The sequence below is a fragment of the Xenorhabdus vietnamensis genome (genome assembly GCF_002127535.1).
In the GTDB taxonomy this organism is placed as follows: Bacteria; Pseudomonadota; Gammaproteobacteria; order Enterobacterales; family Enterobacteriaceae; genus Xenorhabdus; species Xenorhabdus vietnamensis.
Genome location: NZ_MUBJ01000016.1, coordinates 44599 through 60488 on the forward strand (window position 1 = coordinate 44599; position 15890 = coordinate 60488).

The following is a 15890-nucleotide window of genomic DNA, read 5'->3' on the forward strand; positions in this document are numbered from 1 at the left end:
ACGGGGGACGCGATGACACAAGTAATAAACTCGCTGTACCGTCAGCTACCATCTATTGACCGATTGTTGCGGGAGCCAGAAATCACCTCGCTGATTGTGTCTCATGGGCAGACGCAAGTGGTAGATATATTGCGGGAAATGCAGGAACAGGCGCGGCTCAATATTCGTGAGCATCAAGCCTTGCCAGAGTGGAGTGATGATTGGGCAGCATCATTGCACCGAAGATTGGAGAGGGGGCAAACGTCAGCATTGCAGCCAGTATTTAACCTGAGCGGAACAGTACTTCATACCAATCTGGGACGCGCATTGTTGGCTGAAACGGCAATTGATGCGGTGACACAGGCAATGCGTTCACCGGTTACGTTGGAATATTCCCTTGAAGGTGCCAGTCGCGGGCATCGTGATCGCGCACTGGCTGGTTTACTCTGTATGTTGACTGGTGCAGAAGATGCCTGCATCGTTAACAATAATGCTGCCGCGGTTTTACTGGTGCTGGCAGCAGTAGCGCAAGGAAAAGAGGTTGTTGTTTCCCGCGGTGAATTGGTTGAGATTGGCGGAGCGTTCCGTATTCCTGACGTTATGGTGCAAGCGGGCTGCCGTCTGGTGGAAGTGGGGACAACGAACCGAACACATTTGAAAGATTACCAGCGGGCAATCAATGCTGACACCGGCATGCTGATGAAGGTGCATACCAGTAATTACAGTATTGAGGGCTTCACGGCTGAAGTATCGGGAGCAGAGTTGGCGAAGCTGGGCATGATATCCAAAATCCCGACAGTTATCGATCTTGGCAGTGGTTCCATGATAGACATGACGCAATATGGCTTGCCCGCAGAGCCAATGCCCCAGGATTACCTGAACCATGGCATCGATTTGGTGACCTTCTCTGGCGATAAATTACTGGGTGGCCCACAAGCCGGCATTATTGTTGGCAAAAAACAGTGGATAGAGGCTATCCAGCATCACCCCCTGAAGCGTGCATTGCGGGCAGATAAAATGACGCTGGCTGCGTTGGAAGCGACGTTGCGTCTCTATCAACATCCTGAGCAGCTTAGTCAGAAATTACCCACTTTACGTTTGCTGACCCGCACGCAAGGTGAAATCCGTGATATGGCGCAACAGTTACGTCTCAGAATTCGGGCATATTACAGCGACAAATTCATTGTTCGTGATGAACCTTGCTATTCCCAAATTGGTAGTGGCTCTTTGCCTGTGGATCGTTTGCCCAGTTGGGCGCTGACTTTTACTGCCATTGATGGACGTGGCAGCACTTTGGAAAAATTGGCTCACCAATGGCGCAATTTGAAAAAACCGGTGATTGGGCGTCTGTATGATGGTCGGTTATGGCTGGATCTACGCTGCCTGGAAGATGAAAATGAATTATCGCTGGCGCTGTTTTTATAAACATGGCTGCCATCAAAATTGCGGTTATAAGAAATAGGTTCGATAACTATGATTTTTGCCACAGCGGGACATATTGATCACGGTAAAACGACCCTGATTCAAGCAATCACGGGTGTTGACACAACCCATTTACCGGAAGAGAAAAAACGCGGGATGACTATTGATCTCGGTTATGCCTACTGGCCGCAGCCAGATGGATCTTCGGTGGGGTTTGTTGATGTGCCGGGGCATGAAAAATTCCTCTCCAATATGTTGGCGGGGATTGGTGGCATAGATCATATTCTGCTGGTTGTCGCCTGTGATGATGGTGTGATGGCTCAGACGCGGGAACACCTGGCAATTTTACGTTTAATCGGGCGGCCTGCCATTACAGTTGTGCTGACCAAAGCGGATAGTGTCGAACAAGCACGGATTGTGGAAGTCCGGCAACAGGCTGTGCAATTATTGGCATCACAAGGTTGGCAATCAGTACCTTTGTTTGTAACATCTGCAACCACAGAGAATGGAATCATCCCTCTGAGGGAACATTTGTTATCTATTCATCAGATAAATTCTGTCCATCAATTTTGCCACGCTTTGACTTTGCAAGATCCTCAATATGAAAGATTAAAACAACGTTTCCGTTTGGCTATCGATCGTGTTTTTATCGTTAAAGGTGCTGGGTTGGTTGTTACCGGGACAGCGTTAGCGGGAAATATCGATGTCGGTGAAACGTTATGGCTGACTGGCAGTGATCAAGCCGTGAGAGTACGCGGTTTGCATGCACAGAATCAACCCGCTCAGAGTGCTGGAGCGGGGCAGCGTGTAGCATTGAATATCGTCGGGGATATCAGCAAAGAGCAAATTTTCCGTGGTGACTGGTTATTGTCACAGCAACCAATAATACAGAAACCGCTATCACAAAACCTATTGCTTGCGGCTGAGAAAGTGCTGGTAGAAATTGAAGCTGATTCACCACTGCAAAACTGGCAATCTCTCCATATCCATCATGCCGCCAGTCATATAACCGGACGAATTTCTATACTGAACTCGTTGGCTGATGCGCCAATATTGGCTGAACTGACGTTGGATCGCCCGTTGTGGCTGGTGGAAAATGATCGTTTGATATTGCGTGATATCAGTGCCAAGAAAACGCTGGCAGGAGCGAGGGTCATTAGCTTAAATTCACCACGTAGAGGTAAGCGTCGGCCTGAGTTTCTTGATTGGCTATCCCAACTGTCCCGAACACACAGCCATGCGGAAAGTCTCATCTTATATTTAACCCGCGGTGCATTGTCACTCAGCCATTTTGTCTGGTCACGTCAGTTGACAGAAAGTCAGCTCAATAGTTTGCTAAGCGAGGTGAAGGTAGTTTTTGCTGGTGATTGGGCATTATCACAACATCACGCAGAGTTGGCAGAACAAAAACTATTGCAGTCCATGGCGGGATACCACGAAAAACACCCCGATCAACTGGGAGTAGGCAAAGCACGCTTGAAACGAATGGCTCTGCCGACACTGGATGATATGCTGGCTTATAAACTTATCAACCGGTTATTGGAACAAGATGCGCTAAAACAAACCAATGGCTGGCTGCATTTGCCTGAGCATGGATTAATGTTTACCGCAGAGCAGGCGAGTTTGTGGTCAAAAGTAGAACCACATTTTAAAGCCGAAGCATGGTGGGTACGCGATTTGGCAACTGAAATGGGAGAAGATGAAGAAACCATGCGCAGCCTTTTGCGAAAAGCAGCGCAACTAGGGCTCATCATCGCTATTGTGTCTGATCGTTATTACCACCATCATTGCATTCAGCGGTTTGCTAATTTAATCCGCAGTTATTCTCAGGATAAGGGAGGAATAACGGCAATAGAGTTTCGGGATAAGTTGGGTATTGGCCGGAAATTAGCGATACAAATACTGGAGTACTTTGATCGCACGGGGTTTACCCGTAGGAAAGCGGATTTGCACGTTTTGCGGGATGAAGGCATTTTCTAGCGCTTTGTTTTAAAAACAGATCGCTTTAAAAACAGATTACTTTAAAGCAGATAGCGTGTTTGATGCCTGTTTTCACTATCATTAGTTGAACTCCTTTGAATTCATGCTGTCTCCATTGAACTAACCCGCTGCATTTTATTTGCGGTATATTTGATAACTTGTGCTATTTTTCATCAAATTATCAAGCTGAACTCATGTGTGGAATTCAATAAAGTATGAAAAGAAAGATAATCTCGAGGGTTTATCTGGGATTGCTGTTGATTGCTTCCTTGATATTAGTGTTTGAAAAGGGCGGAGATATTTATCCTGCATTGGTGTCTGTCGGCGTATTTGGCGTCATCTTTGGTCTGGCTTTTTTAGTTTCAGCGCGCTGGTTATTTTCGGCGGTGTTAACCGGAACCTTGTTTATCATCCTTAAATTCCTCAACCAGATAAAAGTTCATTATTACAAAGATCAATTACTGTTTTCTGATTTGAATGTCATGTTAGACCCTTCAAATCAGGAGACCTTGCGCCATTATTGGCTGGCAGGTGTCGCTGTAGTGGCAATGTTTATCTGGTTGATATTCAATATGATATTGAGTTGGAAATCGCTGCCTTATGAACGTGGGATCAAATGGCGACTAGCCAGTATTGCTTTGATGGTAGTGAGTGTATGGGGAATCAACCAGACGGTTAATGCTTACCATACTGAATGGCAAAGTGAATTACCGAAGGGACGGGGAACAATGACCAATATGGTGATGTCTGCCTCGGATTCGCGATATCAGCTTCCTAAATTCGGTTCATCTGCTGATTATTTTTTACAACAGGCGAAAAAAGTGACGTTGCCTGAACCTCAGTCAGACGTTAAACCTGATGTTGTTGTATTATTGCAAGAGTCCACCGTTAATCCTCATATTTACCAGTTACCCACCAATGTACACTTACCTGACCTTTACATGTTCCAGCGTGATGCGGGTGTCAGTGCCCAAAGCCCACTCAGGGTACAGACCTTTGGCGGCGGGACATGGTTATCTGAATTCTCCGTTTTAACCGGATTGAATACAGAGGACTTTGAACCCAATAAAAATTCGGTGTTTTACATTGTTGTTGATCATCTTAAAAACAGCCTGTTCCGTGTAATGAAAGACAATGGCTATTACACGGTTGTTCTGACACCATTTAATAAATCTGCTTATCATGCGGGACATGCTTACAAAACTCTGGGCGTTGATCGGATTATCCAACCACAGGAGCTTGGCTATCCGGCAGACATGGAAGAAAATTTATGGAAAATCTCGACACAAGATATGTTGTCTTACGTGAAAACTATCTTGGCGAAGGAAACAGACAAGCCGATTTTTATTTTTTCTCTGACAATGTATGAACATGGCCCTTATGAAGAGAGCCATCATGATGATTATGGTTTGGCTGGAAAAATTGAGCCTTCAACGACGGCGGGCAAATTTAGCCATTATATGGAAAAAATCATAGCGTCAGATCCTGCCATCAAGGATTTCAGTGAATTCGTTGCCCATCGCGAAAAACCGACTGTTTTCCTCTACTTTGGTGATCATCAACCGAGCATCCACTTTGAGCACTATAATTCTCCACTGCCTGATCCAGCACATGTGACTCAATTTACTCTGCGGGATAACCTGAAACAGGGAGCATCAATAACAACGGGCAAGCTGACCGATATCTCTTTTCTCGGCGGCATGATTCTGGAACGTGCTCGTTTGCCAGCTTCTGAGTTCTACCAAGCCAATATGATCATGCGTCATTTGTGTGATGGTGCCTTGAATGATTGTCAGGACAATGCGCTGGTAGAGAGTTATAAGCATTATATTTACCAGCAGTTAAAAGTAGCGAGTAAGGAATAAATTTCGCTGTTTTCCCTTGCTTTCATTGTTACTTCTCTTTGTGTCCCCTTCTGTCGATGATGTTATTTGGCAGAAGGGATGTATTGAAAAGATGTGTTACTCCGTAAATGTCTGGCTGACCCGGCCATTAATTCTAAAACGATTATTTCATGAGATGCAGTTTCATAAGATGCTAATTCACTAATATCTTTCATAAATAATCCCCTTAGTAAAAGATGATATATCACTTATCTTTAAGTTGGCTGTTTTTATTTTGTCCTAATGAATTGAAAACCCTGAAGTATTGATAGCTGACTTATGTAACTAATTGTTTTTCATTATGTTTAATGAATCTATAAATCATTCTTGCGTCAGAGCTATATCCTATAGAAATTAAAGTGACGTTTTTAGTGAATAACAATGATCCGGTCTTTTATTGAACTAAAAATGTTGTTTTCTGTGCAGGGTGGTCATTTTTTTAATGACAGAATGTCGGTAATTAACCAGATATAGTAAGAAAATTTCAAGCTGAATTCCCCTCTTCAAAAGAAGAGGAGTGAGTGATTCATAAATGACCAGATATATTAATTATTTTGCGGTTTGTAATTGATGTCGATATTTTGAGGAGAATTGAAATCCAGCCCATAAATGTCACCACGACATAAAATTTCACTGAACTCAATGATATCATTTTGGTTATTCAGGCTTATTTGGTGAATTTGTAGCAATGGTGAGCTTTCAGCGACATTGAGCAATATGGCCAGATCTGTAGGGCAGGAAATGGCTTTGATTTTGTGATGCACATTGGTTAAGTGGATATTTTGTCCCTCCCAATGCGCATACAGGGAACCTTCCAACAGCTCAGGATGAGGCAGATAGAGCCGGGGAATATAGGTATTCTCAAGGGAAACCGGCATGCCATTGGCAAGGCGAATACGGCGCAGTTCAGCGATGGGTTCACCTGTGTTAATCGACAATTTTTTTGCAATCTCTTCCGGTGCGGGAATAATATTTCTCGATAGCCAATAATTGGATACCGTTCCTCCCTCTTTAATAATCTGGGAGGTAAAGCCGACAGCCTGATTGAGTGAAGAGCACCCCGGTTTGGCAACCTGAGTGCCAATGCCTTGCTGGCGTATGATTACCCCTTTTTCTTCCAGAATCTGCATTGCCTTACTGACTGTTACGCGGGATATATTGAGAAGTTCAGCTAATCGGCGTTCTGGTGGCAAAAACTCACCGACATTCAATAACTGCTTTTCAATTGCCATTTCAATAGCTTTTTGCAGTTGTATATAACGAGGGCTATTGCTTTTCTTTTCAAGTTGTTCGCATACCCAGTCAACAAAGTGATCCAGCATTTTTTTAACCCCAGTTATTTAATGGCCTAAGTGTACATTAGCCTGTACAGCAAGGTATAGAGTGTATTGGAATTAGATTGGTATCACATAATGACAAAATTGGACTTTCATTGGCCTTAATGGATGGATAAAGTATAAATCCTGCTTATATAAGAAATCGGGAGTCTGGGAACTTTTTTCTGAAACTACCTGATCTATTTGCAGGAGCTGTATATCTGATATGTTTCGAGCTACATCCAACAGAATTGTCGCTCGAAAGATGAAAGGTATACAGAAACGTTATATGTTCTTCAATCTTAGGGCTGATGTCTGACATCAGCCCTAGTGTGGCGTGGCAGATCAGGCGTCCTGTTGCCAGTTGTGCTTGAAGAAACATCGGCTTAATTGACTTTCTTTTGCAGGGTTAATCAAGCCGGAACGTAGTGCTCTGGTCATGACGTCATTTTTTTGGTACTCCGGTAGAGTGTGTGATTCGCGCCAACCTAGGGAAAGAGAACCATTGTAGCCATGACCAGAGCCATTTTTCAGGACGTTATCCGATATCTTCATATTCCCTGCTGAGGTAAATGGTATAAGTTAGTGCAGTTCACTCAGATAGGGTTTTTCGCCTTGTGTCTTAAGCTTGGCCTTAAGACAGTGATGGAAAACATAATGGGTACACAACAAAATCGTCATCGGTTCTGGAAGGTAGAACGTACAGGTATAGATATTATCCCTTCTTCAGAACGCACAGGTACACCTCTGGATCTATTCTGGGTCTGGTCAGCCGCCAATATTGGCATTCTCGGCATTGTTTATGGTGCCATCATCGTTTCCTTTAAACTCTCTTTCCTGCAATCGGTACTCGCGGCATTAATTGGCCTCTCCAGCTTCGCGTTGGTCGGCTATATCAGTTTCAGTGGCAAATTGGGAAGAACCACAACTCTCACTCTCTCCCGGACTATCTTTGGTATTAAGGGCAATATTGCGCCGACAGTGATTTTTTGGTTCATCTCCATGGGGTGGGAATCCATCAATATTGTTACTGGTACTTTGACACTTTCTGCGCTATTTCAGGCTTGCGGACTCAGTGAAAGTACATTTTTGACTGTAGTTAGCATGGTATTGTTTGCCGGGTTGTCAATTGGTGTCACTTTACTGGGAAAAGAGATGGTCATCACCATGCAACGGTGGGTTACCAAAATTTTCGGCGTAATGACACTCGTTGTCGTGTTCTATATTCTGTTCACGACAGAATGGAAGGCTGTATTAGCCATGCCATCAGGCAGTTGGTTAACGGGCTTCCTGCCCGCTGTTTCGGTGGTTGCTGCCGGGAGTGGTATCGCATGGGCAGCCACGGGCGCTGATTATAGCCGCTATCAGAATGAAAACTCCCCCAAAGGAAAAATATTTGCGGCAGTAACCGCAGGCGGAATGATCCCTCTTGTATTGCTATTGTTTGCCGGGATCCTGCTCTCCGTGCAATTACCTGACCTTCCTAAATCAGAGAATCCGATTGCCCATATTGGCTCTATCTTGCCGGATTGGATGGTGATTCCTTATTTAATGACGGCAATCGCGGGGATAGTCACAATGGCCGTCATGAGTCTCTATTCTGCTAGTTTGAACTTGTTGACATTGGGAATAAAAGTTAAACGAGTCCATGCTGTTACCATTGATTCCATTATTGTACTGACTGTGGCGGTTTATACTCTTTTTGTTACCGGTGACTTCATGGGGCCATTTGTCGCATTTTTGATATTCTGTGGCGTATTTTTGGCATCATGGGAAGCAGTCTTCTTACTTGATTACATCGTTATCCGCCGCAAGCAGGGATATTGTGCGGATAAGTTATTTAATTATATTGGCCCAAATGGCGGCATCCAATGGATCCCTATCTTGTGCTGGCTACTGGGAGCATTGGCCGGTTTTCTGGTGACGCAAAATGACTTTATGAGTGGCCCTTGGGCTGTGGGAATTTTTGCGAATTCCAGCCTTGGGTTATTCCTGTCATTTATCGTCAGTTTTATCTGTTATGGTCTGTATTTGATGCTGAATAGGTACAAAAAATGAAGGAGCCTCGACTGCCTGTTGTTGTTTTGGGGTCGGCGACAGGGGATATAGTTCTCAGGTTGCCAGAATTATTTCATGATGGTGAATATTGGGAAGCTGAGGAAATTGATCGGCAAGTTGGTGGCTGCGCATTTAATGTGGCACGTGCGCTGTGTCGTCTTCAAACGCCGGTTATCAATGGCATATTTGTAGGTAATGGCGCTTGGGGCAAATGTGTCGCAACAGAAATGGAAGAACTTGGGTTGACGGTGACCCTGCGTCATCCCACAAAAGATAATAGCTGGTGTTTTGCCATGGTGCAGCCCGATGGCAAGCGCGTTTATGTCTCCGTTCCTGGTTGTGACGACTCTTGGCATAAAGATATATTAGCGACGATTCCTCTCCCTGAGCAGGGGTATCTCTATTCCAGCGGCTATGAACTGGCCAATCTAAAAGCAGGCGATTTGCGTGAATGGATGCTGGCCTCCCCGGCAGGGCTGACTTTGGTATTGGATTTTGGCCCTCGTTTAATTGATATAGATCCTGAATTTATTCGGGCATTACCCGTGGAAAGAACAATACTCAGCTTAAATAAAGATGAGATTGCCTTACTGTGTGGTGTGGGGGATTCAATGACACAGGCCAGCCGTTATGCCGATGAACATGGTTTCACGATGATTGCCAGAGTGGGCATTGAAGGGGCGTGGATATGCCAACCCAATCTAGAACCAGAATATGTACCTGCTTATACGGTCAAGTCTGAGGATCGCATTGGCGCAGGTGATGCACATTGTGGTGGAATGTTGGCGGGATTATCGCAGGGCATGTCTTTACGCGATGCCGTAGATCTCGGAAACCGCGTTGCAGCAGTTGTTGTCAGCCGCTCTGGTGCTAATGGTGCGCCGAACAAGGATGAACTGGCAGATTTTATCTTTGGTTAAATGACCTGAAAATTTATCAGGGAAAAAATACGTCAACAAAAAACCTACACAATTGAAATATTGCGTAGGTTTTTTTCGAGGTTTATACCGAGCGGGTCTTTATCAAGAATGTGCGGCAGTAATGCGATAAGCACAGCGTCGATGCCCACTGAGGATATATTCGGTTCTTTCCACATTGGCTTGTAGAATCTCCCGAAACAGTTTCAATTCTGTCCGACAAAAACCCTGACATATTCTGGCAGCGGCACAAATTGGACAATGGTTTTCAAAAAACATAATAGCGCCATTTTCCTCAACAGAATAATGAGCCATATAGCCTTCTCGGCAGCGAATTGTGACCAAACGATCAACCTTGTCCTTTAACTCTGTAACACCCTCCATCGCTTTTTTATAGTTGGAAAAAGCCTCTTGTTCACGGGTGCTGATAATCAAATCCATGGCAGTTTCCCCCAATTGACTACGAATAATCGAAATCAGTTGGGTTGTTAGTTCTGCATGGGTATCAGGAAATTTGGCATGGCCTTTATCTGTGATATGCCAAAGCTGTATTGGACGCCCAACCCCCCTTGTTTCCGATTTTGCTTCAACCAATCCCTCTTTAGCCAGTTTCACAAATTGTTGACGAGCTGCTTCTCCTGTTGTTCCCAATAATTTGCCGGCATCAGAGGCTTGTAAGGCACCTTGCGTTTTCAGCAGCATTAATAGCTTCTCACTCACTGTTTGCCCTACGTTTACATTATTTTCCAAGTAAGTGCTTGACATATTATTGATTCCGACATTAATTTATTCCAAGTTTTATCTTGTTTAATTTAGCGCAAGATTTTTCGCAACTCAACCTATGTTCAGGATAACAATCATGATGATAAATGGGGAAAGTCGCTGGAGGGATCTATTTTCCAGCAAAAATGCGCCGAGTGCGATAGCACTTTCATTGGGCGTGGGATTGATGGCAGCCAATACCTTAATTGCGATTACTATTCTGCCTTCTGTTGTAAATGATATCGGGGGATTGAACCTCTACGCCTGGAATACAACATTATTTATCGTGGCATCAATTATTGGTTCAGTTCTTTCTGCGAGATTGTTGAGTACATCCGGGGCAAGGAATGCTTATTTGGTTGCGGCACTGATCTTTTTCATCGGTAGTTTAATTTGTACCCTTGCACCGACGATGGCCGTTATGTTGGTTGGCAGAACCGTTCAAGGGCTTGGCGGCGGGTTTCTGTTTGCACTTTCCTATGCGATGGTTAATCTCGTGTTTCCCCAATCACTTTGGCCTCGGGCCATCGCGCTGATCTCGGGAATGTGGGGAATAGCGACTTTGATCGGGCCGGCTATTGGCGGGATTTTTGCTGAAATGAACGCATGGCGTTACGCTTTTGGCATTATGCTCCCAATTACTTTGGGTTATGCCGTATTCACCTACCTGATTTTACCTAAAACACCAATGCAGAATAAAACCAAAACAGCATTGCCCATTGTGCAATTGATCCTGTTATCAACTGCAGTGCTGGCGGTTTCCTCAGGCAGTTTGTCACAGGATATTCGGTTTAACATTATCGGCATTGTTGCTGCTGTTCTATTGATCGCTTTGTTGGTCATTCATGAACGTCGGGCTTCAGCAAGATTATTGCCTGAACATGCCCTGAGTTTGAGTTCTCCCCATCTGATTCTATTCACTACCATTTCTCTATTGGTGATTGGTTTGGCGGGAGATGTTTTTATTCCCTATTTTCTGCAAACTCTGCATGGGCAATCTCCCTTAGTTTCTGGCTATATGGTTGCTTCCGCTGCAGCAGGTTGGACGATAGGAGAAATGCTCAGTGCCAGCTGGCAAGGGGCAAAAATGCGGTTTGCGATTATAAGCGGCCCGATTTTTATGTTAGCCGGTATGTTAATGCTACTTGTATTGCTGCCATCTCAATCGGCAGGTGAGTGGCAGATAATGCTACCGATAATTCTGGGATTGGGGCTGTTTGGCTTCGGAATTGGCTTCGGCTGGCCTCATCTTTTGACCCGCATTTTGCAGACAGCCAGTGATGAGGATAAAAACATTGCCGGTTCCTCCATTACTACTGTGCAGTTATTTGCCTCTGCATTTGGTTCTGCACTGGGGGGTATGGTCGTTAATTTATTTGGGTTTTATCAGCCTGGTGGAGTCGAGGGAGCTGCGTCCTCCTCTTATTGGTTATTTTTACTCTTCTCCATTGCACCAATATTGGCATTATTAACAGCATACAAATCAGCTCAAATTAAAGTGAATAAATAATCTCTCGCAAAGACTAATGCGTAGTTGTGATTTCTAATACAACTTGGATTCGACTATCAATGGCATTATTGTAAAAATAATGCCGTTTTCTTGATTACGCATAATGGGATATATCCATATAATAGTGATAATTGATCTCATAAATAAGCACTAAGGATATTTGATGTTAGTAATTTCCCATATGCCAAAGGATGGTTGTAGTACCCGAATGACACCATCGAGAATAAGCCAGTCATTTATAATAAAACACCTTTTTATATTGTTTTTGTTGCTTATTGGAATGAGCAATGTATCGGCTGGAGAGCTAAAACAAGAAACCACAGTTGTTGATGTTCCTGTATTAAGCAAACGTGTAACAGATATCTCTAAAGTTCTTACGAAAGAAGAGAATCGGGGCCTGACCCGTCAACTGAAAAAGCTGCAATCTGAAAGAAAGACACAGATGGCAGTTCTGATTATCCCGACTACTGGCAGCGATACTGTTGAGGCTTTTTCTTCCCGTGTATTTGATCAATGGAAATTGGGCAGTAAAGAGCGCAATGATGGAATTTTGTTTTTGATCGCTTCTGATGACCATAAAATGCGTATTGCAGTCGGTTCCGGTTTAGAACGTAAATTAACTGATGGACAGGTTGAATTCATTTTATTTAAAGATGTGAAACCGGCTTTCAAAGAAGAGGCTTATTATAAGGGAATTAGTGATGCAATTGATTCAATTGGCACATTGCTGAAAAAGCCCGAACAAACGGAAACGAAGAAAGACGCGGCGAAGATTGCTAAGGTTTTTGAAGAGGACGGTGGTGTATTCAATAAGATATCCGGTAAGGACATCTTTATGCTATTAGGATTTTGGTTGGTGAGTATGTTCCTTTTACCACTGAAAGTTTTTCGTACAGGGCACTGGTTTAAGCGTTTCCTTAAATCTGCCCTGACGATAGCTGTAGGAACTTATGTACTGAACCTTGTTGGATTATTCTCTTCCATTCCGGCAGAGTTTTACCTGCTCATCATAATGTTGCCTGTGATTCTGGTATTTTTTGTGATTTCTTCGGTATTTTCATTATTGAAAAACCTATTTGGCAGCCTTTTTGGTGGCTTATTTGGTGGTTGTAGTTCTGATCGTAACGATGATGATAGCTTTTCTGGTGGTGGCGGCAGTAGTAGTGGTGGTGGCGCTTCAAGCGATTGGTAATTGGTTTTTGGTATATTGGTGGGGATTTTATCCCCCACCTATAGTTTAGCTATTCAATTTTTTAAAATAGACATAATCTCATTATTAATTTAATTGTTTTTATTGAAAAGTATTCCTATATATACTTAATTTTTCGGAAGTTAATATCGTTAGTTAATAAAGACACCTGTTTTAAGTTGTAGTAGACCTATTTAAAAGTAGCGTTTAAATTTAATTGGAATATTTAATTAAAAAAACTCAGAATGGCAATGATATCGCGGATGATTTGTATCCAAAATAATTATACACCAATTTTTTGGAAATACTGCGTTAGTCAGCACTGGCTGAAATAACCATAGAGATTGAGGCATCATATACCAATGCTTTGAAATAGGAAAAGCCAGTAGAGACTTCGTTTCTACTGGCTTTATAGAATTAATATTCAAGGAGGTAACAAATTATTTTTTATTTTTCTCTAACCATTTTTGCATTTGCTTAATCTCATCATCTTGTGCCTGAATAATATTTTCTGCAAGCTGCTTCATTTCTGGATCTTTACCATATTTAAGCTCTATTTTAGCCATCTCAACAGCCCCGATATGATGAGCTAGCATACCTTCTGCAAAAGCTTGGTCTGCATTATCAGTCATCATACTTTTATGCATATCATCATGCATTTTTGTCATTGAGGAATTAAGTTCTTCTTTCATCGTATCGGTATTAGTATTGGCTACGGTATTGAAAGCAAATGTACTGGCAATGATTGATGCGAAAATTAAAGTTTTTTTCATGCTGTTCTCCTTAAGTTATTCTTAAAAAGATAAAGCTTCCCCTTAGGGTAAGGTCAATAATGAGAAGAGAATTTTTAGTAAATTTACACTATATACATAGAATTTTTGATTGTTAGACCATGAATAAATCAGCTATCTATCAGTTTATTAACATATTTTCATATGGTGTGATAGAAAATTCAGAAAGGATAAGAAAACAATGTTCAAACTCGATCACCTAATGATTGAGGTAAATGATCCTCTACAATCCGCTCACGATGTTATCGAACAGCTTGGATTACCATTGGCATGGTCGCTAATAGAAAGTGATGCTTATACCAGCATTGGTGTTAATTTTGGTGATTTGAATATTGAGTTTATCAATTTTAATATCCGGTTTGGTGTCATGGGTAAAACATTCAATGGGTTCAGTGGAATTTCTTTCAAAACAAAACATTCGGTTAGTGAATCTATTAATGTTCTAAATAGAATGAATCTATAACACCGCATTGGTGAAGAAATACAAGCCCATACAACAATAACGGTAGAAGAAAAGATTTTTCCGACAATATTTCTGGTTAAATATAACTTTGATACAACTGGTTGGAATAAAATATTACAAAAGGAATTTGCAGATTGTTTCGGTGGTAAATACCAGATTGGGCATTTAAAGTCACTTTCAATCGCTCAAAAAATTCCAAAAAAAGTTACGAATGAATTTCAGATTAATTGTTGTGGAAATATTAATTGTTGTGAGAAAAATCGGGTAGAGTTTGCATCACAATCACGAACAGCAGCAGGAAGTATTGTTATTGATGGCTTGATTGAGGGCCTCGAAATCGTCATAACTTAGTAAAGACATATATTCCTTAAGATCATAATATGAAAAAAGCCAGATATAACAATGTATATACTGGCTTTGTGAAATGTTGTGAATCGCTAAGAAACACTATTCAATATTGTATTTATTCATTGAGTATCAGGCTTAAACCAGCATGAATGCTGAGTTTGTGTTATTCGATCTTTTCTAGGGGTACACCCTTGTGTACCCGTTAAATCGAGGTGTACCACTGAATTGATAAAAATTTGTTCTCTGGAGGGGTTGCCATCCAAGAATAAGACCCTTTGTAAACTATCTGTGTCTTAATCTCTAACGGTTAAACTGACGGAGAGAAATTGTACAATATCTTTCACTTGATAAGCTCACCTCATAAAGAAGTTAGCATGGTACTCTCATTTCTTCTAGTTGAGAAAAAAGGCGGTAAAATCTAACTGCATCAGACTTGATAGCTATAAACGATTTTGCTTCGTTTTCTATATTGCTGTCTTCAACATCACGTAAATAATCATAATGATAATAAAAGGTTTGATTCCAATAGGCTAGCGTCTTACTAAGAATATAATTGTTGCTGTCATACCACTGATTGATTAGCTCATACAAAGTACAACTTTGTGAATCTGTATCTATAGCGTTCGCGATACGTAAAAAATCTAGCTTGATTAAACAAAAAAGCGATTGTTCTAGGTTCACATCCTTTGAACCAAGTTCTTCACAAAGAAGACTGAAGTAATATTTCACCTCATGTGATTCAATCTGTTTGTCTAATGAGAATGACGCAAGAATATAAGCATTATTACTATCATAGCCTGATATAATTAGAGCTTCTGCCCAATCAATGGTTAATGTGTTGACCTCAATAGTTAAGATATAGTGCTCAACAAGGTAGCGGAGGCATTTTAGTTCATGTAATGAGAGGCTCTGATATGGCATGTTTCACCGCGTTCTGTTTTTACCTTAAAAATGATGTGGCTTAGTGATCGTGTCCAGTAATTGCTGCCCCATATCATCGGATTGTCAGCGCTTCCATTGTATGCTCGTAGCACTGCATAATTGAATCAAACTCTGCATCCAGAACGTTTGAGATCTCGGTACGCGCTTGGGTTGTGTATGTACGCATAATTTGCTTGCGAATATGTCCATAACTTACACGTATTTTGTGCATTTATTCAATTTAATCAAAAAATAGATCTCGGCATAGCTCACCTTTAACCGTAGCATTTTTTATATCCTCATATAACGTAACCAATCGCACTCTAAGCTACGCATATATAATTTTGCGGT

The 15890-nt window shown here is 42.1% G+C and carries 13 protein-coding genes; 8 read left to right on the plus strand and 5 right to left on the minus strand.

Features of this window, described 5'->3' with window-relative positions:
- Positions 1 to 12 precede the first annotated feature (12 nt).
- The 3 genes from selA to Xvie_RS13995 all read left to right on the plus strand — a co-directional run bounded on the left by selA (position 13) and on the right by Xvie_RS13995 (position 5246).
- Positions 13 to 1404, plus strand: a complete 1392-nt coding sequence (gene selA, locus Xvie_RS13985; RefSeq protein WP_086109919.1) for an L-seryl-tRNA(Sec) selenium transferase — start codon at positions 13 to 15, stop codon at positions 1402 to 1404.
- 48 nt (positions 1405 to 1452) lie between these two features.
- Complete coding sequence (gene selB, locus Xvie_RS13990) at positions 1453 to 3381, plus strand: selenocysteine-specific translation elongation factor (RefSeq protein ID WP_086109920.1); 1929 nt, start codon at positions 1453 to 1455, stop codon at positions 3379 to 3381.
- 215 nt (positions 3382 to 3596) lie between these two features.
- Entirely contained in the window at positions 3597 to 5246 is a 1650-nt protein-coding gene (locus Xvie_RS13995) for a sulfatase-like hydrolase/transferase (RefSeq protein ID WP_086109921.1), read from the plus strand.
- A gap of 563 nt (positions 5247 to 5809) precedes the next feature.
- Here Xvie_RS13995 and Xvie_RS14000 read toward each other — a convergent pair.
- On the minus strand, positions 5810 to 6586 hold the full coding sequence (locus Xvie_RS14000; RefSeq protein ID WP_086109922.1) for a GntR family transcriptional regulator: 777 nt from the start codon (positions 6584 to 6586) through the stop codon (positions 5810 to 5812).
- A gap of 339 nt (positions 6587 to 6925) precedes the next feature.
- Complete coding sequence (locus Xvie_RS14005; protein ID WP_086109923.1) at positions 6926 to 7135, minus strand: hypothetical protein; 210 nt, start codon at positions 7133 to 7135, stop codon at positions 6926 to 6928.
- Between the two features lie 102 nt (positions 7136 to 7237).
- On the opposite strand from Xvie_RS14005, the gene Xvie_RS14010 reads away from it, so the two are divergent.
- Together Xvie_RS14010 and Xvie_RS14015 are read left to right on the plus strand one after the other, a co-directional pair.
- Entirely contained in the window at positions 7238 to 8638 is a 1401-nt protein-coding gene (locus Xvie_RS14010) for a purine-cytosine permease family protein (RefSeq protein ID WP_086109924.1), read from the plus strand.
- A complete protein-coding gene (locus Xvie_RS14015) occupies positions 8635 to 9558 on the plus strand; it encodes a PfkB family carbohydrate kinase (protein WP_086109925.1) in 924 nt (307 codons plus the stop codon). Before Xvie_RS14010 ends, Xvie_RS14015 begins: the two co-directional genes overlap by 4 nt.
- 102 nt (positions 9559 to 9660) lie before the next feature.
- Here the strand turns inward: Xvie_RS14015 and Xvie_RS14020 are convergent, their stop codons facing one another.
- Positions 9661 to 10320: a helix-turn-helix transcriptional regulator gene (locus Xvie_RS14020; RefSeq protein ID WP_086109926.1), complete on the minus strand. Its 660-nt coding sequence runs from the start codon at positions 10318 to 10320 to the stop codon at positions 9661 to 9663.
- Between the two features lie 94 nt (positions 10321 to 10414).
- Between Xvie_RS14020 and Xvie_RS14025 the strand changes: the two genes are divergently transcribed.
- Both Xvie_RS14025 and Xvie_RS14030 read left to right on the plus strand, forming a co-directional pair.
- Positions 10415 to 11827, plus strand: a complete 1413-nt coding sequence (locus Xvie_RS14025) for an MFS transporter (protein WP_086109927.1) — start codon at positions 10415 to 10417, stop codon at positions 11825 to 11827.
- A 163-nt stretch (positions 11828 to 11990) separates the two neighbouring features.
- Positions 11991 to 13019, plus strand: coding sequence for a TPM domain-containing protein (locus Xvie_RS14030; RefSeq protein WP_086109928.1), 1029 nt, complete (start codon positions 11991 to 11993; stop codon positions 13017 to 13019).
- Positions 13020 to 13456: 437 nt separating this feature from the next.
- Here the strand turns inward: Xvie_RS14030 and copM are convergent, their stop codons facing one another.
- Positions 13457 to 13789 (minus strand): CopM family metallochaperone, encoded by a 333-nt coding sequence (copM, locus tag Xvie_RS14035; RefSeq protein WP_086109929.1) that lies wholly within the window; start codon positions 13787 to 13789, stop codon positions 13457 to 13459.
- A gap of 199 nt (positions 13790 to 13988) precedes the next feature.
- On the opposite strand from copM, the gene Xvie_RS22310 reads away from it, so the two are divergent.
- On the plus strand, positions 13989 to 14270 hold the full coding sequence (locus Xvie_RS22310) for a hypothetical protein (protein WP_208612594.1): 282 nt from the start codon (positions 13989 to 13991) through the stop codon (positions 14268 to 14270).
- Positions 14271 to 14987: 717 nt separating this feature from the next.
- Here the strand turns inward: Xvie_RS22310 and Xvie_RS14045 are convergent.
- Entirely contained in the window at positions 14988 to 15539 is a 552-nt protein-coding gene (locus tag Xvie_RS14045; protein WP_086109930.1) for a hypothetical protein, read from the minus strand.
- Positions 15540 to 15890: the final 351 nt, after the last annotated feature.